Below are 22,063 nucleotides of genomic sequence, written 5' to 3' on the forward strand. Positions count from 1 at the left end.
AACCCGGGAGGGTACTTCAATGACGAAACTAACCGGAGTCGGGGTTAGCCCTGGCCGAGTGATCGGGCCTGTCCTACAGATGCCTGCCAGTGCAAGGGAACCACACGCAGACGAGCGGTGGGGTTCGGACACGAGCGCCGAGGCGGAGACCACACGGCTGAAGACGGCCTCCAAGGCCGTCCAGGCCGAGTTGAAGCGGCGCGCCGATGCCGCGACGAAGGACGCAAGTGCAGTGCTGGAGGCGACAGCAATGATGGCCGCCGATCCGATGCTCCTGAAATCGGCGGCCAAACTCATCGCTGCCGGCACCTCAGCCGAACGTGCCGTCTGGGAAGCCGGTTCGGCTGTTGCCGAGATGCTGCTCAGTCTCGGCGGCTACATGGCCGAACGGACCCAGGACGTTCACGACGTGCGGGCGAGGCTGGTGGCCGAACTCCGCGGGCTTCCGGCACCGGGCGTTCCGACCTCCGAGCAACCCTTCATCCTCGCGGCAGAGGACCTTGCTCCGGCGGACACGGCAACCCTCGACTCCAGCCAGGTGCTGGCTCTGATCACCAGCAGCGGCGGCCCTCAGTCCCACACCGCGATCCTTGCCCGCGCGCTGGGCCTCCCGGCAGTGGTGGCCGCAACCGGCGCCGACACCATCGAGGCAGGGACAAGTGTGTACGTCGACGGGGCGGCTGGCACCATCATCACCGACCCCGGCGACGACGAGCGCGCCGCGGCGGACCGCTGGGTCGAACAGGCCGCCGCACTCGGGACGTTCAATGGGACGGGTGCCACCGCCGACGGACACCTGGTGCCGCTACTGGCGAACGTTGGATCCGGCAAGGATGCTCGCGCTGCAGCAGCTGCTGGGGCCGAAGGTGTAGGCCTGCTCCGTACCGAGTTCTGCTTCCTGGATCGTGAGACCGAGCCCAGCGGCGAAGAGCAGGCGTCAGCGTACCGGGAGGTGTTCGACGCGTTCCCGGGCCGCAAGGTGGTGGTCAGAACACTCGACGCGGGCGCTGACAAACCGCTACCGTTCCTCACCGACGCCTCGGAGCCCAACCCTGCGCTGGGAGTGAGGGGATACCGGACCGGATCCGTCAGCCCCGGCGTGCTGACCCGCCAGCTTCAGGCGATCGCCCGGGCCGCCGCCGACACGAAGGCGGAGGTATGGGTGATGGCACCGATGATCTCAACTGCCGCCGAGGCGAAATCCTTCGGTGAAATGTGCCTGGCCGAGGGCCTCGACCAGCCCGGCGTGATGGTCGAAGTACCCTCGGCTGCGCTGACTTCCGAAGCCATCCTGCAGCATGTGGGGTTCGCCTCGCTGGGAACGAATGACCTCACCCAGTACACGATGGCCGCCGACCGGCAGCTGGGACAGTTGGCCACCCTCAACGACTCCTGGCAGCCTGCCGTGCTGCAGCTGATCAAACTCACGGTCGCCGGCGCCGAATCGGCAGCCGCAGGCACGGCGGACGCGAAGCCGGTGGGGGTGTGTGGCGAGGCTGCAGCTGACCCCGCCCTCGCCGTCGTGCTGGTGGGATTGGGAGTTCAGACTCTCTCCATGTCAGCCCGATCGCTCCCCACCGTCGCTGCGGTTCTCGCCTCAGTGACCCGCACCGAAGCCCAGGAGCTGGCGGCGCTAGCCCTCGCCGCTCCAACAGCCGACCTCGGACGCACCGCCGTCCGTGAACGGCTCCCCATTCTGGAAACCCTGGGCCAGTAAGCGCCCCAACCAAGGAGGAACCCTATGTCAGAACGCAAAGCCACAGTCGCGAGCCGTGTCGGCCTGCACGCAAGGCCCGCAGCAATCTTCGCTGAGGCGGCAGGTGAGCTCCCACTGGAAGTCACCATCGCCATGGAGGGTGAACCAGCTGAAGATGCGATGGATGCGTCAAGCATCCTGTCGCTGATGGGCCTCGGGGCCTCCCACGGCGACGTCGTCGTCCTTCGTGCAGACGGCGACGGTGCCGAGGAGGCCCTCGAGGGCCTGGCGCAGATCCTGGAGACAGACCACGACGCCTAGGCGGATTTACGCCTAGGCTCGGGCCTGGTCTCCCCCTCCGCTGGTGACCGAGTCTTCAGCCATTGATGATTCCATCGCCTTCTGGCGCTTCTTCATCCAGAACGACAGGGCGAAGATGAGCGCGAGGGTCGCGTAAATCACCGCCGCAATCGGTGAGGTAATCAACGCGGTCGGATCACCCTGCGAGATGGCCATGGACCGACGGAGCTGATCCTCGAAGATGGGACCGAGGATCAGCCCCACCACCAGCGGCGCGATCGGGTAACCATAGCGCCGCATGAAAAACCCGAGAATCCCGATGATCAGTAGAATCCAGACATCCACCGGCGTGAAGTTCACCGAGAACGCCCCTAGTGCTGCGAACACCAGGATCCCTGCGTACAGGTAGGGACGGGGGATCTGAAGAATCTTCACCCATAGCCCCACCAGCGGCAGGTTCAACACCAGTAGCATCAGGTTGCCGACGTAGAGGCTGGCAATCAGGGCCCAAACCAGCGCGCCCTCGACCTCGAACAGCAGGGGGCCAGGCTGGATCTGGTACCGCTGGAAGGCCACCAGCATTATCGCCGCCGTAGCGGTGGTGGGGATACCCAGCGTTAGCAGCGGAACCAGCACACCCGCAGCGGCAGCGTTATTGGCCGATTCGGGACCGGCAACTCCCTCGATGGCACCCTTTCCGAACTGGGCCTTGTCCTCCCCCTTGGCGAGCTTGCGTTCAGCCGCGTAGGAGACGAAGGTGGCGACGTCGGCGCCGCCTGCCGGAATGGTCCCGATGGGGAACCCGATGAAAGTGCCCCGCAACCAGGGCTTCCAGGACCGGCGCCAGTCCTCCCGCTTCATCCACTTCCGCCAGTTGCCACTGACCGGGATCACATCGACCGACCCGTGGCGCATCCGTGAAGCGATGTAGAGTGCCTCACCCATCGCGAACAGCGCCACAGCGACCAGCACCACGTCGATACCGTCGGTGAGGAACGGATTGCCAAAGGTGTAGCGCTGCTGGGCGGTCAGAGCGTCAACACCAACCAGGGCAAGGAACAAACCGATGCACAATGATGCGAGCCCGCGCAGCACCGAGGCACCCAGCAGCGCGCCGACGGTAAGGAAGGCGACGACCATCAGGGCAACGTATTCAACCGGGCCAATCCGAACCGCGAACTCGGCGAGCATCGGAGCGAGGAAGGTCAGCAGCACGGTGGCAATGGTGCCCGCGACGAACGAGCCGAGCGCCGCCGTCGCCAGCGCGGCCGCTCCGCGACCCGCTTTCGCCATCTTGTTACCCTCAAGGGCAGTGACCACGGACGCCGATTCACCCGGCGTGTTGAGCAGGATCGACGTCGTTGACCCGCCGTACATGCCGCCGTAGTAGATCCCGGCGAACACAATAATGGCGGCAGTCGGGTCGAGGCTATACGTGATGGGCATCAGCAGCGCGATAGCCATCGCCGGGCCGATACCGGGTAGCACCCCAACCGCAGTACCCACGAGCACTCCACCCAGGGCAAACAGCAGGTACATCGGCTGCATGGCAACCGAGAAACCCTCCATCAGGGCCATGAAGTTATCCATTGAAGATCTCAACCCCTTCCAGGAGGAACCCGGCGGGCAGCGAGACGCCCAGGAGACCGGCAAACACGAACTGCAGCACCAACGCCATGACGACGGCGATCACCGCGTTCCGCCACCACGACAGGCTGCCCAGGGTCCAACTGGCCCCGAAGAACAGGACCGCAGCGGCAACCGGCCAGCCTGCTGGCACGATAAGCAGAATGTGCAGCGCCACGAACCCAACCAGCTTGGCAACCGTCAGCCAGTCGGTTTTCGCGTTGGGGTCCACGTCTTCGCCCTCCTCGGGGGCGCCTCGACGGCCCCTCAGCAGCTGAATGATGATGGCGGTGCCAAGGAAAATCAGCAGACCTGACACGATGAAAGGGAATTCGCGGGGGCCAATACCGGTGGCTGACGGCGGCATCTTGATGCCTGCGCCGGCAACAAACCCGACAATGCCGAGGCTGAGGACCCCCGCCGCGAAAATGATTTCTCCGATGGGCCGACCGGCAGCGGTGTCAACGCCGCCGGTCTGTGCCTCTGGTGGGTGAGTGCTCATAACGGCTACAGCAGACCGATGTCTGTCAGGGTGGTCTTGACCGTCTCGATGTCCTCGTCGAGGAACGTCTGGAACTCCTCGCCGACGAGGAAAGCATCAGCCCAGTTGTTCTCGGTCAGAGTCTCCTGCCACGATTCGGTTTCGTGGAGTTCGGTGATCAGCTCGGTCAGGACGGCTGCCTGCTCCTCGTCGATCGTGCCTGGAGCGACGACGCCGCGCCAGTTGGTCAGAACCACGTCAATGCCCTGATCGGTCAGGGTCTCAACCTCGGGCACCTGACCGGCAGGTTCCTCGCCGGAGACTGCCAGCGCGCGAACCGTTCCGGCTTTGACCTGTTCAGCGTATTCGCCGACACCTGAGATACCAGCCGATACCTGGTTGCCCAGCAGCGCAGCCAACGATTCGCCGCCGCCGGAGTACGGGATGTAGTTGAGCTTGTCGGGGGCTACTCCCTCGGCCTCGAGGATCATTCCCGCGAGAATGTGGTCCGCGCCGCCAGCCGACCCGCCAGTGACCGATACTGCCTGCCCGTTCTCGTCAATGTCAGTAACCAGGTCTTCAATGGTCTGGTACGGGGAATCGGCTGGTACGACGACGATCAGCGGCTCGTCAGTGAGCCGCGCAATTGGGGTGGTGTCCTCAATCCGGGTTTCCGCGGAGTTGGTCTCCACTGCACCCACCATGACGTAGCCCATCACCATGAGGGTGTTGGGGTCCTGTTCGGTGGCGAGCTGGGCGAGGCCGTTGGTGCCACCGGCGCCGCCGACGTTGACCACTGAGGCGCTCCCGACCAGCTCGTTTTCCTCGAGATCGGCCTGGATGGCCCTTCCGGTCTGGTCCCAGCCACCGCCTGGATCGGCGGGAACCACGATGTTCAGGCGGTCTATGCCGCCTTCGGGGGTTTCGGCACCGCTGTCACCGCACGCCGACAAGGCCAATACCGATACGGCCGCCGCAGCGACCAAAGCTGAACTTCGCTTCATTGGGCGATCAAGCTTCATGATGAATTCCTTTCCTGGGCGTGATGCAGATCACCAAGCCGTCCGGTTCATCGTAGGGAGCCATGGTTCAGCGGGGAAGAATGTGGACATAACGCGCGTATTGGTCATTACGGTCATGGGGTGCACGGCGTCGAACGGGCTCTGACGTGCCAAAATAGCTTCATGATCCAGTCAATGTCGCTTAGGTCACAGTTGTTTCTGCTGCAGCTGTCGATCGTGCTGATCATTGTTCTCATCGCTGGGTCAGTGGCAATCCGAATGCAGGAGCAGCAGATTCGCGATGCGTACGAATCGCGCATGGTTGGGGTCGCGCAATCGGTGGCGCAACTGCCCACCATCATCGAGGCGTTCGACGACGAACGTCCCAGCGACACCATCCAGCCGATAGCCGAACTGATTGCCCAGTCAACCAACGTCACCTACGTGGTGGTCACCGATGACTCAGGGATCCGCTACTCACATCCAAACCCGGAAATGATCGGGAGCATGGTCTCCACTGACCCCTCAGTTCCATTGTCGGGTGAAACTTTCGTGGGCACCCAGACAGGAACGCTGGGAGAGTCGTGGCGCGTGAAGGTCCCCATCTTCGATGCCGACGGCTCGGTGATCGGTACCGCTTCGGTGGGAATCCTCGAGTCCCGGCTCAGCCAGGACCTTCAGGAGGATCTGCCCCAGTTGTTGATCTGGCTGATCGCTGCGGCCCTGATGGGATCGGCAGGAGCCATTTACGTGTCCCGCTTGGTCTGGCGCCGGATCTACAAACTCGAACCTGAAGAAATTGCCACCCTGCTCGAGACCAGGGACGCCATGCTCCACGGCATCGGCGAAGGAATGGTGGCCGTCGACGAACGCGGGAACCTGGCACTCATCAACGATGAGGCGCGGCGGCTGCTGGGTCTTGATGACTCGGCCGTTGGGCGACCCATCGATGAAGTGTTGGAGCCAGCCCTCGGCGGGATGCTCGATTCGGACGGGGCGATGGAAACCACAGTGCTGGTGGGCGAACGGGTGCTGCTGGCCCAGGCCAACCGCGCGGTTGTTGACGGTAGACGAGTGGGTAGCGTGCTGATCCTCCGGGACCGCACCGAATTGCACCAGCTACTGCAGGACCTGGACGGTGCCCGGGATGTGACCCAGGCGTTGCGCGTGCAGGCCCACGAGTTCTCCAACAAGATGCACGTCATTTCCGGTCTGCTGGAACTCGGCCGGACCGAACAGGCAGTTGATTTCATCACCCGTTCGGGGCACGGTGGATCAGTGGTCTCCGGCGACCTCTGCCCGGGAATCACCGACCCCGACGCCGCGAGCCTGCTGATGGCGAAGAGTACGATCGGTGAGGAAAAGAACATCCAGGTGATTGTTGACGGGAATTCGACGTTAAATCCCGACGGGACCACCGACCAGGTGACCATCCTCGGAAATTTGATCGACAATGCGATGGAGGCGATCGTCTCGAACGGGACGATCCATATTTCGACGACAGCAAACGAAGCGGGGTGCGTGATCACGGTGTCCGACGACGGACCAGGCGTCCCGGAGTCTGCGCGGCAGCAAATCTTCGAAAGCGGCATCACCACCAAGGCCGACGGCCCATCAGCTGCCCGAGGGTTTGGGCTATCACTGGTTCAGCGGGTGACAGAACGCCGGAAGGGTGAGATTTCCGTGACCGATTCCCCACTCGGGGGTGCCGAGTTCAGGGTCAGCCTCGCCCCTGCGCCGGTCGCAGTGGGCGTGGAGCGCCAGTGACACAATTGATCCGCACCGCAGTCATCGATGATGACCGGGAGGTAGCTGGGATCCATACCGGGTTCCTGCTGGCCCATGGGGGGTTTGACGTGGTCGGCGTTGCCTACAACGGAACCGACGGGTTGCAGCTAATTACCAACGACCGACCAGAGTTGGTGCTGCTGGATATTCACCTGCCGGATCTATCGGGTATTGAGGTGCTACGCGCGGCCCGGAATTTACCAGGCGACCCCGTGGACATCATTGCGATTACCGCTGCCCGTGAACTCGAGACGGTGCGCGCTGCGATGGCCGGTGGTGTGCTGCACTACCTGGTGAAGCCATTCAACTCGAAGGTCCTACTGGAACGTCTTGATCAGTATGTTGCCCATCGGCGCAGCATCCTCGAACACAGTGCCGGGGGGTCTCCTACGCTCGATCAGGCGGGAATTGACTCGCTCTTGGGCCCCGCGCAGGAGCAACGGGGAGCGGTCGGTGGATCTCGATCGTCGCAAGCAATGCTCCCGCCTATCCTCCCGAAAGGGCTATCCGGTCCAACCCTTGCTGCAGTGATCGGTGATCTCCGGTCGGCCCCTGAAGGGTCGTCGGCATCGGAGGTTGCCCTGAGACTCGGGTTGGCGAGGGTGAGCGCTCGTCGCTATCTCGAGTACCTGGTGGCTCGGGAACAAGCGAAGATCACGCCCAAATATGGCACCGCGGGCCGGCCGGAGAAACGCTACGCCTGGACCGGCTGACACCCAAAGAGCGGGTAGGTGCGTCCACCCGTTCTAATGGACGCCCCACCCCGCTCTGTAGCTCCGCCGTCCCCCACGGCAAGCGGAGTTACACAATCATAATTTTGCCACACGATGATGAAAACGTGAATACCCAGGGGGTAATCAATCACAAAAACGTCAAAAATCACGCAAGATGATTGGTGCGCGGCGACAACTCGGTCCGCCTTCGTGACGCCCAAATGATCGTCAGGCCACTCGTCACCAGCACGATCGCGCCGAAGGGCAGACCAATCTCCCAGACCCCAAGGCGCGTCCCTGGCACGAGGCTGACCACTGCAAAGACCACAACTGCTCCGAACCCGACGGCCAGCAGCGCCGATGCGCTCCGGTGCGCGGGCCGCCCGGCAGGATCCGCGAGGCCTTTAAGGGCGGGCAGGACCAGGCAGGCTGCGACGTAACCCGGGTAGAGCCTCCCGGCCTCCGCGTAAAGACGAACCGTTTCCTGACCCCCGTAGGCGAACAGGCCAGTAGAGCTTTCCGGGAGGTCGCTCATCGCAAAGAGTACGACGGTAGCCAGAACGATCACTGCCAACACTGTGACGCCAATTGGACCGACGATAAGCCAGCGCGTACGTGGCGACCTGAACGCCGCGGCGATGCGGACACCAAGCAGCACGAAAACCGCATACAGGGAGAGCCTGATGATGAGGTTCGCAATGTTGATTCCGCCAAGAAACCGGTCACAGGGGAGGTAAATCTGCGGCAAGCTCAGCCCCACGGCAATTACCAGCAGCACCAGAGCAGTGAAAATCCCCCGCCCCCGCCCGCGGATAGCGTCAGGAAGACGCAGCAGGACAAACGCTATGCAAAGCCCCAGCACTATCCACTGGATCACTTGCCCATTCATCCGAGGTTCTCCCAAAGGTTCTGATCTCGGCTATTGGCTAGCTCGAGCTTCTTCAATGACTTGCCCAGCACATCAAGCCGGTCGCGGGCCAGCAGCACAAGGTCTGCATCGGACAACATACCCAACGCCCGATTCCGGCCGTCGGCTGGCCACCCGCCCTCAGCCGAGGTGAGGAGGCTCGTTACGACCAACCCGCTGGTGAGAGAGACTTCCGCGACCCGCGCAGCCTCGACAGCGAGTTCAGGGGTCAGCCGGCCAGCAGTGAGCTGCGCCGATAAATTCTGCGGAGCATCCCTGCCCTGGCGGCGAGTCCCTGGCGCAGTTCGCCCCGATCCACGGCGTCAATCCACGCCCGCACCGAATTTCGATGCGGAAACGGTGCCAACTCAAACCGGACTTCGCGGCCCGCCTCTTCTTCATCCTGGCTACGGGCCACAAGGAGTCTCAGAATATCGATGTGTGAAACCTGGCTGACCAGCTCTGCGTCGGTTGGCTCCCGAATCCCTGTGGGCAGGTCCCGGTAACCATCGAAATTGCCGAGCTCCTGTGCTGGGTTCAGGCCGTAGGCTCGGGCACTACTGACGACGGTCCCGATCGCCACCTTCCCCCGAACCAGCTGCTGGCCGAGGGTGGATCTCTTGATTCCTGCCTTGCGGCAAAGGTCCGCGACGGTATCCTCGGGTGCGACCCGAGCACGCCACAGCTGAAATGACTTAGCTGTGACTGCCATTACAACCTCTCAATTGGACTTCCAGTACAAAATTTGAAGTATACTGAGATCGCTGGCTCCCCATTCTGCGATTCCCCCATACGCAGAACGCGGAGCCAGTCTCAATTTAACGGCCAGCCCCATTTCGGGTCGGTGACACCGCCGTCTCGGGGCGACGGCCTACCAGCGAGCCTTCTTCTCGGTCTTGCCCTGCTTCCCGCTGCGGTGAACCGGTTGGTGGTTGGGCCCGGTGCTCCGCGATCCCGCCAGCTTCCCGAAGTCTGGGTTCTTTTTCTCCAGTGCAAGCTTGGCCCGTGGGTCGTCCTGAAGCTTTTTTGCCGCCGAGTCCGATAAATGTATCGACAGTTCGTCGGTCTGGTCTTGGGCATTACTGGTGTGGTTTTTCGCTTGGTCGGTCATGGTAATCCTTAAATAGTCGACCGCCGAACTGGATTCAACGGCCACTGGGTGAGTAAGAAACGTCGCTCGGAGGCACGGCCTCGACGAGCATGGTTTTCGGTAGGCAGCAGGTAATCCCTGAGGGACTACTCGAAAATTAGTGTTCTCATGTGCCTAAACTTACACGCTGCCCAGCAGCTCGGCCAGAGCCGCCCGGAGACTGACTAGATGGATTTGCCGGTGGCCGGTAGCTCGCGCCCCGTCGGGTCGGTCCGGATAACCCCGGCGGCCGTCTCGGCGGCCCGTAGTGCCGCCTCCAGCCCTGCTACGGCCCTTTCATACTCGGAGCTGCCGACGTCGCCACCCTCGAACTGCTCCCGCAACAGCGCCGCCGCACGCATCGAACGGATCAACTGTGAGGTGTCGCTACGGCTGAGGTCAGTCATCGCCGGGAAGTCGATTGCCGCGGCCGGATCCAGCTCATAGGTGACCCACTGCTGCAGGACTCCCTCGTGCCTGGTCCGCAGACCTTCGCGCACCTCCCGAATCTCCTCGGCCAGGACCCTGCGCCGACGTTCACGCTCGCCCCGCCACAGCCAGCCCATCGCTACGCCAGCGAAGACCAGTGCCCCTGCGCTGACCAATCCGCCGCTCCCGGGAACTGTTGCTACCGCGCCGATGATGACAAACACGACCGCCAGTAAACCCGAGAATCCGTACCAGAACAGGGAATCGGCGTCGTCGTTCCGCCTCAGGCACCTGGACAAGGCGAAGGCGGTTGCCGCGGAGAGGATCCCTACCAGCGCAAGGGCAATCGCCGCTTGAAGGATGAAACTGGCAGCATCCATGGGTCGTCCTCTCAGCGGGGGCCGAGGTCTCGAACCGGGTTGGGCCGAAACCGTGGCGCCCAGATGGAATTGCCTACTATCTATTCAAACGCTTAACCCGGTGGAGTCAATCCCGCTTCTCACCTGAAATGCAAAGAATCCCCGCCGTTGCGCTCAACGGCGGGGATTCCTTGTTCGGGTATCCCACTGATGTGGGCCCTGAGGGGCTCGAACCCTCGACCCACGGATTAAAAGTCCGATGCTCTACCATCTGAGCTAAAGGCCCGCATCATTCCTGACCACCGAAGTGGTCGAAATGACCTGCCTACATTATCGCATCCTGCCGCCGTGTGCCGAACGCGGCCATTTGCCGGGCCGGTGGGTCAGCTGACCGCGGGTTCAATTATCCGGAGAGCCTCGACCAGCTGACGGTACAGGTCGTCACGATCGAGCAACTCACTGTGGGTTCCGCTGGCCCTGATCCGCCCGCCTCACCGCGCGCAGAGCATCCCAGGTCTCGTCATCGGTGGCATCAGGGTGCGTGAGGGGCAGGTTGTCCCGGATGCTACCGGGGACGATGGGTGTCTCCTGCTCGACGTAGGCCAGCTGAGATCGGATCTGCGCGTGCTCTTACCACTCATTGGAACAATGATGGCAAGCAAAGTCGAGGCCTTCCCCATCCCAATCGCACCTGCCTGGCGAACTAGCCGGCGGGCTCCGGTCCAGTGACTCTGGCATGGAGGGAAATGGCAGGAGTATCCTCAATTCATGAGCGGCAACTACGAGAACCAGAGTCCACGGCATCACAAGCCCAAGCCCTTCGCGCCACTGGACTTTGAAGTTTTCGCGGGCGGTGCCGATCCCTCACGAGTGTCGGAGGCCGCCCACCTCTCGGCACACGCGTTGGTTCACCATGGCCGGCTCGCTGACGATCCGGACATCACCCAGCGTCTTGTTGAGTTGGCCGACCAGCAGGGCCTTGAGGCAATCGCGGAGATGTGGGCGGAAAGTCCCGCACGATCCCTTCCCGGCGCGCTGTGGCGGCTCTACGCCCTTCGGGCGGCTACCCAGCAAAATCCCGAACGTATCGCCGCCTACTTTGAGTCAGGTAAGGATGTCGCACAGGTCTCCAAGGTAGTGGCCGGCGTTGCCGAGCCGCCGGGTGCAGAGGAGGTCCGGTCCATGGCCGACACTATTCTCTCGGGTGCCTTCGAAGGCGAGTTCGACGTCGCACTCGAACGTTTCGCAGCATTTTGCCGGGTGATCGCCCTGGGCCAGACCCATCATGCCGACGACGCCGAACCAGCCAACGGGGTGCACGCGGCCAAGCTGACCCGCAACTCGCACCAGCTGATCAAAACCGCCGAAGACCTTGAGCATGCTGCTGCCTCCTGGCGCCGGGGCGAACTGGACTAGTCAGCACTGGGATGCCGGTCAATATTGACATGAGCGCACCGGAGGAGAACACTGAAAGTGGTGTCGGACCGTGGAACCCCCGGGCTTCAACATTTAGCCGCTTCGAGCGGCCTTCCGCCGAGAGGCGCTCCCGGTTCGACACCATTTTTGTGCCTACTGAACGACATCTGAGTGGCAACGGCGACGCGGCCGGGCGCCAGGGCGGTGACAACTAGTCGAAATGAGCCTCCCCGGGCCTGTCAGTTATTCTTAGGCAGCAACTGATCAACTCGATGCCCCGGCAGGTTAGGTAGTCCACGTGAAGCTTCGCCTCTTTCCACAGGAGGATGCTGGCCTTGTCTTACTCTCGGACATGGCCCAGCAACTGGTGCTCGGGGTGCGCACCATGTCGGGAATCCTCGGGGCGGACAAGCGCGACTACGACAGCCTGACTGAGGAACTGCACCAGCACGAGGCGAACTCAACCGATCTCCATTACGCGTTGCTCACGTCGATGCGCAGCAGCTTCGTCAACCCGCTGCCGCGTGAGGACCTCTATGCCCTGTCCAGGATGCTGAACGAGGCAATCGAGAAGCTCGACGGCGCTGCCGAGCTCATCTCCCTTTACCAACTCAGTAAGCTAAGCCGCCGGGCCACTGAACAGCTCGAGGTGATCACCCGGCAGGCGGAACTCACCGCTGAGGCGATGAAACGACTGAATTCGATGGATGATCTCGAGGAGTACTGGATCGAGATCCTCCGGCTAGCCAAACGCGCCGAGCGCACCCACCGGATCTGGTGTTCCGAACTCCTCAACGACCACAAGACCCTGGTTTACGCCAGACACCGGGATGTGGCAAACCAGCTGGTCGACGTCACCAAAGACATCCGAAAGGTTGCCACCCACGTGGGCAGCATCCTCGTCAAGGAATCATAGGTGGAACAGTTCCTCCTGGGCATGGTCATCGTGCTCGCTGGAGGTTTCGCGTTTCTCAACGGGTTCCACGACGTCTCCAATTCGGTGGCCACCGCCGTGCGCACCCGGGCGCTGACCCCCAGTATCGCCGTGCTTCTGGTAGCGGTCTTCAACCTCATTGGCGCACTCCTTGGCACCGGCGTCGCCCTCCTGTTCGCCGGCGACGCCCTGCGGGTTCCGTCCGGACGGGTTGGCCTCGGCATCCTAATCGCAGGCCTTCTCGGTGCGCTGTGCTGGGGGTTGTTCACCTGGTACCGGGGCAAGCCGTCGTCGTCCACCCACGCCCTCATTGGCGGCCTGATCGGGTCCGGTGGGGCGTCGGCCCTGATTGGTGGCGAATCGATCGCCGACTCCGAGCAGGTTTTTCTGCTGCAGATTGCCCTCCCCTTGCTGCTCTCGCCGTTGGTGGCGTACCTGCTCGCCTATCTGGCAGTGTTCCCGGCCATCTGGCTGCTCCGTTACAGTCCGCCGCGGAAGGTGAATTCCGGTAGCCGGATGGCGCAATCGGTGCTTGCCGGGGTGTTTGCGCTGGGCCATGGCCTGCAGGACGGTCAACGGACGATGGTGGTGGTGGTCCTCGCCCTGGTGGCAAGCGGTATCGCAACCGGCGCCGAGGTTCCCCTCTGGGTGCAAATCTTTGCGGCAGTGCTGCTGGCGACCGGGTCGCTGTTCGGCGGCTGGCGTATCACCCACACCTTGGCGCACCGGCTGGTCCGCGTGGACCCGCTGCGGGGGATGACTGCCCAGGGCGTTAGCTCGGCAATGCTCTTCGTCGGCTCCATCTCGCTGTCGATGCCGCTTTCAAGCACCCACACCATGACCTCGGCCATTCTTGGAGCTGGCGCCAACCAGCGGTTCCCGACCGTGCGCGGCCGTGAAGTGGTGAAGGTGCTGATCGTGTGGTTCTCGACGGCGGTAGTCACCGCACTCATCGGCGCGATTCTTTTCCTGGCAATGAGCCCGCTACTCTAGCCCGTCGGTGGCGTGCCACCCGCTGGACAAGCAGAAGCGGCCCCCCGGTTTGGCTACCCGAAACGGCCTGACACGTAGTCTTCGGTGGACTTCTCTTTGGGCCTGTTGAAGATGTCGGAGGTGTCGCCGAACTCGATCAGTTTCCCCGGTTTGCCGGTCGCTGCGATGTTGAAGAACGCGGTCTTGTCGGACACCCGTGCGGCCTGCTGCATGTTGTGGGTAACAATCGCCACCGTGTAATCGTTCTTCAGCTCGTTGATCAGGTCCTCAATGGCAAGCGTGGAAATCGGGTCCAGGGCTGAACACGGTTCGTCCATGAGGATGACCTCGGGAGAGACCGCGATGGCCCGGGCGATGCACAGGCGCTGCTGCTGGCCACCGGAAAGGCCGGAGCCGGGGCGGGCCAGACGGTCCTTGACTTCGTTCCAAAGGTTGGCGCCCCGCAGGGACTTCTCCACGAGCGCGTCGGCGTCGGATTTGCTGATGCGCTTGCTGTTGAGCTTCACACCAGCGAGCACGTTGTCACGGATGGACATGGTGGGAAACGGGTTGGGCCGCTGGAAGACCATACCGATCTGGCTTCGCACGTGCACGGGATCAACCGCGTCGTCGTACAGGTCGTCGCCGTCGAGCAGGACCTCGCCCTCGACGCGCCCGCCGGGAATTACCTCATGCATCCGGTTCAGGGTGCGAAGAAAGGTCGACTTGCCGCAGCCGGACGGTCCGATGAAGGCGGTGACGGAGCGGGCCTCGATGGTTACGTTGACGTCTTCCACGGCAAGAAACTTGCCGTAGTAGACATTCAAATCCTTGACGTCGATACGCTTTGACATCTAAATCCTTATGGGTTGTACAGCGCAGGTTAGCGGCTGGTTTTAGGGGCGAACATCCGGGCGATGAGGCGGGCAGCGAGGTTCAGGAGCATCACGAGGATGATCAGAATCAGGGCTGCGGCCCAGGCTCGCTGGGTGCTCGGGTCGGTGCTGGTCGGGGAGGTCGGGGTAATAATCTGGTAGTAAATGTAGGTGGGAAGAGTGCTCATCCATCCGCTGAAGACGTCGAGGTTGATGCCACGGGCAAACCCGGCCGTCACCAGGATCGGCGCGGTTTCGCCAATCACCCGAGCGATGGCGAGAGTGACTCCGGAAGCGATGCCCGAGATTGCTGTCGGGATGACCACCTTGGTGATGGTCCGCCACTTCCGCACGCCCAGCGCGAAGGCGGCTTCGCGGAGCTCGTTCGGGACAATCTTCAGCATCTCCTCGGTGGAACGGACCACCACCGGGATCATCAGCACCGACAACGCCGCGGCTGCCACGAATCCGGTCCGGGTGCCTGGCCCGAAGATCAGCCCGAACAATGCTGCGGCGAAGAGGCCAGCGACGATGGAGGGGATTCCGGTCATGACATCGACGAAGAAGGTGATCGCCCGGCTGAGCGGGCCACCCGTAGAGTATTCCACCAGGTAGATGGCCGCCAGCAGACCAACCGGCACCGAAATGATCGTCGCCCACAGGGTAATCTGCAGGGTTCCGAGGATCGCATGGTAGGCCCCGCCCAGGACCGGCGTGCCTTCAGCCACTGTCTGGTTATCGATGGCACCGGTCAGCCCATTCATCGACCGGAACAGGAAGTCGCTGGTCATCCCTGGCATGCCGCGTTCCAGCACGGTCCAGATCACTGACAGCAGCGGCAGTACGGCGATGATGAAAGCGCCGTAGACCAGATAGGTAGCGAACCGGTCCTTTGCTTTACGGCTGCCCTCTACTGCACCCGCGGTCGCGGTACCACCGACCACGAAGAAGATCGCAGCGAAAACGGCCATCGAAACCGGGCTGAAACCGAACAGGGACGAGACTGCTGCGCCGAGGATCAGTGCGCCCACCAGAACGGCCCAGATGGACCATTTGGGAAGCTTGTTCTTGGTGAATTGGGACGGTCGCCGGGTCATGGTTGCATTACTCATTAGTTGGCACCTGAGAATTCCTTGTGGCGGCTGATGATCCACCGGGCGACGACGTTGACGGCGAGGGTGATCACGAAGAGCACGAGGCCCGCCGCGATGAGCTCACTCAGGCGAAGTCCGAACGCCTCGGGGAAGTTGAGGGCGATTTCAGCGGCGATGGTCTGGTTGCCCGTCTGAATCAGGCTGGCGTTCAGTGCACCACCTGAGAGAACCAGGGCCACTGCCATCGTTTCGCCGAGCGCGCGACCCAGGCCGAGCATTGCGGCGCTGATGATCCCCGGCCGGGCAAATGGCAACACCGACATTTTGATCATTTCCCACCGGGTGGCGCCGAGGGCCAGCGATGCCTCTTCGTGGAGTTTGGGGGTCTGGAGGAAGATTTCGCGGCTGAGGGAAGTGATGATGGGCAGCACCATCACGGCCAGCACGATGCTTGCGGTGAGGATGGTTCTCCCGGTGTTACTGGCGGGGCCCTCGAAGATGGGAATCCAGCCGAGGTTGTTTGCCAGCCACTCGTAGGCCAATGCCAGCTGTGGGGCCAGCACCGCATAGCCCCAGGCGCCGTAGACCACCGACGGGATGGCGGCCAGCAGGTCGATCAGATACCCAAACCCCTGGGCAAGCCGCCGGGGTGCGTAGTGCGAGATGAAAAGAGCGACGCCGATACCCACCGGGGTGGCGAGGACCAGGGCGATAGTCGCAGCAATGACCGTACCGATAACGATCGGCCAGATGTAGGAAAAGAATCCGCTGCCACCGGAGATTTCCGCGGGATCGGCGACGAACGTTGGGAAGGCCTGGACCAGCAGGAAAACCGCAACACAGAACAACACTGCCAAAATGAGGCAGCCAGCCAGCAGGCTGGCTGTTGAGAATATCTTGTCCCCCGATTGACCGCTGTCGCCTTGTCTGCGCAGCGTGTTCGGAGACACAGTCTTCGTGGACACTAGTGAACCCTTCGGTGCTGGTACTTGGTTGTTCCTGCTGGGTTGCCGAGAGCGGGCGTTGTCAGCGGTGGAGGTGGTAGCTGCATACCAGCCTAATGGCTGGGCGCAAAGGACAACCCCGCCCGGTCTGTGAGGACCGGACGGGGCAATCGACGCCTCTTAGGAGGCAACTGCAATCGAATCGATTGCGGCCTGGGCCTGCTCGCGCAGCCCGTCCGAGATCGGGGCGTTGCCGGCCGAGTCGGCCGAGTCGGCCTGGCCCTCTTCGCTGATCACGTAGGAGCCGAAGGCCTGGACCAGGTCGACTGTTTCCTGATCGGGGTAGGTGGCGCAGTAGACGTGGTAGGAGATCAGCACGATCGGGTATGCACCGGACTCGGTGGTGTCCCGGGTGAGGTTGAAGGACATATCAACCTCGGGTGCGCCTTCCACCTCGGCTGGCTCGGCAACCTCAACGGCGCGTGAAGCGGCCTCTGGGGTCAGCGCCACGTACTCTTCGCCGACCTGCACCAGGACCTGTCCTAGGTCCCCGACAGCCGAAGCGTCGGTGTAGGTGATGGCGCCTTCCGTGCCTGAGGTGGTCGAAACGACACCGTTAGTGCCCTGTGCGTTCTCGGCGACGATTTCGGCGGGCCAGTCACCCGATACCTCGTCGGTCCACACCTCTGGGGCGGCCGCTGCAAGGTAGTCGACGAAGTTTTCGGTGGTGCCCGACTCGTCGCTACGGTGCACAACAGTGATGGCCAGATCGGGAAGTTCCACTCCCTCGTTCTGGGCGGCGATTGCCTCGTCGTTCCAGTTAGCGATATCGCCACGGAAGACGGCTGCAATCGTGTCGGCGTCCATGTTCAATTCGTCGACACCTGGCAGATTGAATGCCACAGCGATTGGTGCGATGTAGGCGGGGATGTTGAACGCACCCTCGGGCCCGCAGACCTCAACTGCCGTAGCGTGCTCTTCCTCGTCGAGGTAGGCATCCGATCCAGCGAACTGGACTCCGCCAGCGGTGAACGCTTCGCGACCAGCACCGGATCCGTCAGGTGAGTACTGAACGGTTGCGTCAGGGTTGGCTTCTTGGAAGCCGGACTGCCAGGCGGTCATTGCCGCACCCTGGGAGGAAGCGCCAGAGCCCGTCAGCGTGCCAGTTACCGTGCTTTCCGCGGAGCCGTTGTCCCCGGTGGTTGCTGCCGGCTCGTCGGTTGCGCTGTCGGTGCCGCAGGCGGTCAATGCGAGCGCGGCGACAGAGATTACTGCCGCTGCGCGGCCAAAGCGAAGAACCTTCACTTGATGTTGCCCCTTCCAGGGAGTCGAAAATTGGTGCTGTGGGCACCTATGAAAAACGAGAATCTGAACTTTTCAGTATGCGTACCTTGAATAAGCTAGGCGCCACAGGTAAAGAGACTGACGGATCAAAGTGAACGGAGGGTGAACGTGAAACGTACAGTTGCGATCAGACCGTTCATTAGCCTTGCCAAACCGCTCCGGGTGCTGTGCGGATCTCCTGGCGCGGTTGCGGCCCCCAACCCGGGGAACCGGGGCTAGGCTGGGTTTCATGCCGCGGCCATCAAACTTCTCGCGAGCCCGCTCCTTTGTTCGCAACCGGACGCGGGTAGGTTTCCGGCGGAGTTCCAACTCGGTAATCCCCGCCATCCAGATGACCGTCTGTGCGGTGGGCGCTTATGTCTTCGCGGAACGGGTCCTTGGTCACAGCGGACCACTGTTCGCCGCCACCTCCTCGATGATTGCGCTCGGTTTCACCCGCGACCCGCGGCTTCGCCGGGTGTTGGAAGTTGGGGTGGGCTGCACTCTCGGCATTGCGCTGGGAGACGTCCTCCTGGCCCTGTTTGGCACCGGGATCTGGCAGGCAGCGGTGGTGCTGTTCGTGTCGATCCTCCTGGCACGATTCCTGGACAGCGGTACCATCTTCACCACGCAGCTGGGCCTGCAGTCCTTGCTGGTGGTACTACTCCCAGCCCCCGACGGCGGCCCATTCACCCGCAGTGTCGACGCCATCGTCGGCGGTCTGTTCGCCCTGGTGATTGTGATCCTCGCGCCAAAGGACCCACGGAAAGAGCCCAAAACGAACGTGCGGGAGTTACTGGGCGAACTCTCTACTGTGCTTCGCGAATCGTCGACCGCGCTGACCCGCAGCGACCCGACCCTGGCCTGGCACGCCCTGATCAGGGCACGCAGCTGCCAGCCCCTGATGGAGGGTCTCTCCGGCAGCATGGGGGCGGCCAGGGAAGTGGCACGCCTCTCCCCCGCCTACCGGCGCCATCGGCAGGAACTTGCCGAGCTCGGAGGATCAATCGACTCGATAGACCTTGCCGTCCGTAACGCCCGGGTATTCACCCGACGGCTGACCTCGGTCATCAACCACGCTGCGCTCACCGACGAGGCAGTGCAGGAACTCTCCCAGGTCATTGAGGACACCGCCGATGCCGTCGATATGCTTGGCCGGGCCCTCTCGGCGGCCAGCGCCCCCGAACGGGGGCTGACGCTCCGCCAGGCACGGGAAGACCTTGCGGCGGTGGCCACCATGCTCCACCCCCGCCTCCTGCGGATCCAACGGTTGGAGGGAGAAGGGCTGGTGCTGCTGTACCGCCCTCTGATAGTTGACCTTCTGGAGGCAACGGGTCTCCCCCACGATGAGGCTGCCGGGTACCTGCCGAAATTGTGAGCCTGGTCAAAGCTGGCTCCCGCAGTAGTGTCTTTGCCGCTGCACGTCCCTACCCGCCGGTACGTTAGAGGGCATGGCTACAAAGACAGCACGCCCGGCACGCACCTCCGCACCCGCCTACCGGTGTGGAGAATGCGGTTGGACTACCGCGAAATGGGTGGGCCGCTGCGGTGAATGTCAGGCCTGGGGGACGGTCGAGGAGACCGGCCAGGTGGTGGCGAGAACGACGGCGGCTGTCACCGTCGCCACTCCAGCCCTGCGGATCTCGGAGATCGACGCCAGTGCCGCGTCCTACCAGCCGACGCAGATTGGTGAGCTGGACCGGGTTCTCGGTGGCGGCCTGGTACCGGGCGCGGTGATCCTCCTCGCGGGGGAACCCGGCGTGGGCAAGTCCACCCTGGTACTCGACGTCGCGGCCCGGGTGGCGCGACTCGGCAAGGACGTGCTGTATATCACCGGGGAGGAATCGTCAGCCCAGGTGAAGCTAAGGGCAGAGCGGATCGGCGCCCTCGCCGACACCCTCTACCTCACCGCCGAATCCGATCTGGGGCAGGCCCTCGGGCAGGTGGAACGGTTGTCGCCGTCGCTGCTGATCGTGGACTCGGTTCAAACCCTGAGTAGCGCCGCCGTCGACGGGACCGCCGGCGGGGTCACGCAGGTGCGGGAGGTTGCCGCCTCGCTGATCGCCGCCGCGAAGACCCGAGGCATGACCACCATCCTGGTGGGGCATGTCACCAAGGACGGGTCCATCGCCGGCCCCCGCCTGCTGGAGCACCTGGTGGATGTGGTGTGCCAGTTTGAAGGGGATCGTCACTCACGGCTTCGCCTGATGCGGGCCATCAAGAACCGGTATGGGCCCACGGACGAGGTGGGCTGCTTCGACCTGACCGAGACTGGCGTGGAGGGCCTCGCCGATCCGAGCGGCCTGTTCGTGTCGCGTACCAAAGACCCCGTGTCCGGCACCTGCATCACCGTAACTCTGGAGGGGCGCAGGCCGCTGCTGGCCGAGGTGCAAGCTCTCCTCGCGGAGTCGTCGAACTCGCAGCCCCGGCGGGCAACCAGCGGGCTCGACAGTTCACGGGTGGCCATGCTGCTGGCTGTTCTCCAGCAGCGCGCTTCGTTGAGCCTGCATAAGGACGACAGCTACGTTGCAACAGTCGGCGGGGTGAAGCTCAGTGAGCCGGCCACCGATCTGGCAGTGGCGCTGGCCATCGCCTCGGCGAAAACCAACCAGCCGCTCGCAGCCCGGCTCATCGCCTTCGGCGAGGTGGGCCTTGCCGGTGAGGTCAGGCCGGTTCCTGGCATCGCCCAGCGGGTGCAGGAGGCCGAACGGCTCGGCTTCACCCACGCTGTGGTGCCGGCTTCACCCAATGGGCCAGGCAAGGTTCCAGCGGGGTTCAAGGTGCACGAGGTATCGACCCTGACCGAAGCCCTGGAGCTACTCTTTTAGACTTCCGGCTGGACCGGCGGATAACCGTTATACATTTGCGCCCGTAGCTGGTATCCGGGTTTAGGCGGCGCGCCCACTAGGATTGGAACGGCTGCGTTGGTGCCTGCGCGGCAGGGCCTTGCACATCCGGGAACCGGTTGGCAACGCCGGTAGCCGGAAGGAAGTGGCAATGGTTCGCAGCCCAGAGGACGCGTTGAAGGCCACTTTGGCGCGCGTTGCGCCGGGCACCCAGTTGCGGGATGGTCTCGAACGCATCCTTCGCGGGCGTACCGGAGCCTTGATCGTCCTCGGCTTTGACCGCACCGTGGATTCGATCTGTTCCGGCGGGTTCGATATCGGTATCACCTTCTCCCCCACCCGGCTCCGGGAACTTGCCAAGATGGACGGCGCCATCGTTTGCGATAAGGATGCAAGCAATATCCTCCGGGCAGGCGTGCAGCTGGTACCTGACCACACCATCTATACCCAGGAGTCCGGGACACGGCACCGGACAGCAGAGCGGGTAGCCATCCAGACCGGGCTCCCGGTCATCTCAGTCAGCCAGTCGATGCACATCATCGCCCTCTACATCAACGGACTGCGGCATGTGCTGGAAGGCTCCGAGCCGGTCCTGGCAAGAGCCAACCAGGCCCTCGCCACCCTCGAACGCTATCGGGCACGACTGGACCAGGTGACCGGCTCGCTGTCCGCCCTGGAAATCGAGGCGATGGTCACGGTCCGGGATGTTGCGGTGACCCTGCAACGCCAGGAAATGGTCCGACGCATCTCCGAGGAAATTTCGCAGTACGTGCTCGAGCTCGGCGTCGATGGCCGGCTCCTCTCACTGCAGGTGGAAGAACTGACCACCGGGCTGGGCCCGGGCAGCGAAATGGTGCTCCGGGATTACCTGGACCTTGGAGACGCCAACCTGGTGGTCGAAGAGCAACTTGCGAAGCTGCAGGCCTTCAGCTCCACCGACCTCATCGACCTCGGCACCATCGCCAGCGTGGTGGGCTTCAATCCCTCGGTTGATTCTCTGGACGCAGTGGTGCAACCCAAGGGTTTCAGGCTGGTGTCCGGCATCAAGGCTGTGCCGCCTGCAGTGGCGAACCGGCTGGTCGACCACTTCGAGGGCCTGCAAAACCTGATGGCAGCGAACATTGATGACCTGATGGCTGTGGATGGGATCGGTGAGCAACGTGCCCGGACCGTGCGTGAGGGACTGTCAAGGATCGCTGAAACGAGCCTGCTCGACCGTTTCATGTAGCT

General features: G+C 63.0%; 22 protein-coding genes and 1 tRNA gene. 10 read left to right on the forward strand and 13 right to left on the reverse strand.

Features of this window, described 5'->3' with window-relative positions:
- Nucleotides 1-19 precede the first annotated feature (19 nt).
- Nucleotides 20-1,717, forward strand: a complete 1,698-nt coding sequence (gene ptsP / locus DDA93_RS12700) for a phosphoenolpyruvate--protein phosphotransferase (RefSeq protein ID WP_026041220.1) — start codon at nucleotides 20-22, stop codon at nucleotides 1,715-1,717.
- Between the two features lie 24 nt (nucleotides 1,718-1,741).
- Nucleotides 1,742-2,017: an HPr family phosphocarrier protein gene (locus tag DDA93_RS12705; RefSeq protein ID WP_024477181.1), complete on the forward strand. Its 276-nt coding sequence runs from the start codon at nucleotides 1,742-1,744 to the stop codon at nucleotides 2,015-2,017.
- Between the two features lie 12 nt (nucleotides 2,018-2,029).
- Here DDA93_RS12705 and DDA93_RS12710 read toward each other — a convergent pair whose 3' ends face one another.
- The 3 genes from DDA93_RS12710 to DDA93_RS12720 are packed head-to-tail and all read right to left on the reverse strand — an operon-like array spanning nucleotide 2,030 to nucleotide 5,125.
- Entirely contained in the window at nucleotides 2,030-3,586 is a 1,557-nt protein-coding gene (locus DDA93_RS12710) for a tripartite tricarboxylate transporter permease (RefSeq protein WP_019483951.1), read from the reverse strand.
- On the reverse strand, nucleotides 3,579-4,124 hold the full coding sequence (locus tag DDA93_RS12715; RefSeq protein WP_019483952.1) for a tripartite tricarboxylate transporter TctB family protein: 546 nt from the start codon (nucleotides 4,122-4,124) through the stop codon (nucleotides 3,579-3,581). The genes DDA93_RS12710 and DDA93_RS12715 overlap by 8 nt, the downstream gene beginning before the upstream one ends.
- 5 nt (nucleotides 4,125-4,129) lie before the next feature.
- Nucleotides 4,130-5,125 (reverse strand): tripartite tricarboxylate transporter substrate-binding protein, encoded by a 996-nt coding sequence (locus DDA93_RS12720; RefSeq protein ID WP_019483953.1) that lies wholly within the window; start codon nucleotides 5,123-5,125, stop codon nucleotides 4,130-4,132.
- Between the two features lie 162 nt (nucleotides 5,126-5,287).
- On the opposite strand from DDA93_RS12720, the gene DDA93_RS12725 reads away from it, so the two are divergent.
- Entirely contained in the window at nucleotides 5,288-6,871 is a 1,584-nt protein-coding gene (locus DDA93_RS12725; protein ID WP_243400619.1) for a sensor histidine kinase, read from the forward strand.
- On the forward strand, nucleotides 6,868-7,605 hold the full coding sequence (locus DDA93_RS12730) for a response regulator (RefSeq protein ID WP_116778955.1): 738 nt from the start codon (nucleotides 6,868-6,870) through the stop codon (nucleotides 7,603-7,605). The genes DDA93_RS12725 and DDA93_RS12730 overlap by 4 nt, the downstream gene beginning before the upstream one ends.
- A gap of 166 nt (nucleotides 7,606-7,771) precedes the next feature.
- On the opposite strand, the gene DDA93_RS12735 is transcribed toward DDA93_RS12730, so the two are convergent.
- From DDA93_RS12735 to DDA93_RS12755, 6 genes are all read right to left on the reverse strand, one after another.
- The gene (locus DDA93_RS12735) at nucleotides 7,772-8,494 is read right to left on the reverse strand and encodes a hypothetical protein (protein WP_116778956.1); all 723 of its coding nucleotides are present in this window, start codon (nucleotides 8,492-8,494) and stop codon (nucleotides 7,772-7,774) included.
- On the reverse strand, nucleotides 8,491-8,685 hold the full coding sequence (locus DDA93_RS16855) for a hypothetical protein (protein WP_243400620.1): 195 nt from the start codon (nucleotides 8,683-8,685) through the stop codon (nucleotides 8,491-8,493). The genes DDA93_RS12735 and DDA93_RS16855 overlap by 4 nt, the downstream gene beginning before the upstream one ends.
- Before the next feature lie 56 nt (nucleotides 8,686-8,741).
- Complete coding sequence (locus DDA93_RS12740; protein WP_243400621.1) at nucleotides 8,742-9,224, reverse strand: hypothetical protein; 483 nt, start codon at nucleotides 9,222-9,224, stop codon at nucleotides 8,742-8,744.
- A gap of 159 nt (nucleotides 9,225-9,383) precedes the next feature.
- Nucleotides 9,384-9,668 carry a hypothetical protein gene (locus tag DDA93_RS12745; RefSeq protein ID WP_133185515.1) on the reverse strand — a complete coding sequence of 95 codons (285 nt, stop codon included), beginning with the start codon at nucleotides 9,666-9,668 and terminating at the stop codon, nucleotides 9,384-9,386.
- A 158-nt stretch (nucleotides 9,669-9,826) separates the two neighbouring features.
- The gene (locus DDA93_RS12750) at nucleotides 9,827-10,450 is read right to left on the reverse strand and encodes a hypothetical protein (protein ID WP_116778957.1); all 624 of its coding nucleotides are present in this window, start codon (nucleotides 10,448-10,450) and stop codon (nucleotides 9,827-9,829) included.
- A gap of 192 nt (nucleotides 10,451-10,642) precedes the next feature.
- A tRNA-Lys gene (locus tag DDA93_RS12755) sits at nucleotides 10,643-10,715 on the reverse strand.
- A gap of 482 nt (nucleotides 10,716-11,197) precedes the next feature.
- Between DDA93_RS12755 and DDA93_RS12765 the strand changes: the two genes are divergently transcribed.
- From DDA93_RS12765 to DDA93_RS12775, 3 genes are all read left to right on the forward strand, one after another.
- Entirely contained in the window at nucleotides 11,198-11,845 is a 648-nt protein-coding gene (locus DDA93_RS12765; RefSeq protein ID WP_019483960.1) for a hypothetical protein, read from the forward strand.
- A 298-nt stretch (nucleotides 11,846-12,143) separates the two neighbouring features.
- Nucleotides 12,144-12,761 (forward strand): DUF47 family protein, encoded by a 618-nt coding sequence (locus tag DDA93_RS12770; RefSeq protein ID WP_024477172.1) that lies wholly within the window; start codon nucleotides 12,144-12,146, stop codon nucleotides 12,759-12,761.
- Nucleotides 12,762-13,772, forward strand: a complete 1,011-nt coding sequence (locus tag DDA93_RS12775) for an inorganic phosphate transporter (protein ID WP_019483962.1) — start codon at nucleotides 12,762-12,764, stop codon at nucleotides 13,770-13,772.
- A gap of 53 nt (nucleotides 13,773-13,825) precedes the next feature.
- On the opposite strand, the gene pstB is transcribed toward DDA93_RS12775, so the two are convergent.
- The 4 genes from pstB to pstS form a co-directional block, all read right to left on the reverse strand.
- Nucleotides 13,826-14,605, reverse strand: a complete 780-nt coding sequence (gene pstB / locus DDA93_RS12780; RefSeq protein WP_019483963.1) for a phosphate ABC transporter ATP-binding protein PstB — start codon at nucleotides 14,603-14,605, stop codon at nucleotides 13,826-13,828.
- Between the two features lie 29 nt (nucleotides 14,606-14,634).
- Nucleotides 14,635-15,738 (reverse strand): phosphate ABC transporter permease PstA, encoded by a 1,104-nt coding sequence (gene pstA / locus DDA93_RS12785; protein ID WP_019483964.1) that lies wholly within the window; start codon nucleotides 15,736-15,738, stop codon nucleotides 14,635-14,637.
- Nucleotides 15,738-16,670, reverse strand: a complete 933-nt coding sequence (pstC, locus tag DDA93_RS12790; protein ID WP_024477170.1) for a phosphate ABC transporter permease subunit PstC — start codon at nucleotides 16,668-16,670, stop codon at nucleotides 15,738-15,740. Before pstC ends, pstA begins: the two co-directional genes overlap by 1 nt.
- A gap of 174 nt (nucleotides 16,671-16,844) precedes the next feature.
- Nucleotides 16,845-17,969: a phosphate ABC transporter substrate-binding protein PstS gene (gene pstS / locus DDA93_RS12795; RefSeq protein ID WP_024477169.1), complete on the reverse strand. Its 1,125-nt coding sequence runs from the start codon at nucleotides 17,967-17,969 to the stop codon at nucleotides 16,845-16,847.
- A gap of 268 nt (nucleotides 17,970-18,237) precedes the next feature.
- Between pstS and DDA93_RS12800 the strand changes: the two genes are divergently transcribed.
- From DDA93_RS12800 to disA, 3 genes are all read left to right on the forward strand, one after another.
- Complete coding sequence (locus DDA93_RS12800) at nucleotides 18,238-19,365, forward strand: FUSC family protein (RefSeq protein ID WP_026041224.1); 1,128 nt, start codon at nucleotides 18,238-18,240, stop codon at nucleotides 19,363-19,365.
- Nucleotides 19,366-19,438: 73 nt separating this feature from the next.
- The gene (radA, locus tag DDA93_RS12805; RefSeq protein ID WP_024477168.1) at nucleotides 19,439-20,815 is read left to right on the forward strand and encodes a DNA repair protein RadA; all 1,377 of its coding nucleotides are present in this window, start codon (nucleotides 19,439-19,441) and stop codon (nucleotides 20,813-20,815) included.
- Nucleotides 20,816-20,984: 169 nt separating this feature from the next.
- Nucleotides 20,985-22,061, forward strand: a complete 1,077-nt coding sequence (gene disA / locus DDA93_RS12810) for a DNA integrity scanning diadenylate cyclase DisA (RefSeq protein ID WP_019483969.1) — start codon at nucleotides 20,985-20,987, stop codon at nucleotides 22,059-22,061.
- The last annotated feature ends 2 nt before the right edge of the window (nucleotides 22,062-22,063 follow it).

The organism is Arthrobacter sp. Bz4 (assembly GCF_003075455.1).
Taxonomy (GTDB): domain Bacteria; phylum Actinomycetota; class Actinomycetes; order Actinomycetales; family Micrococcaceae; genus Arthrobacter_D.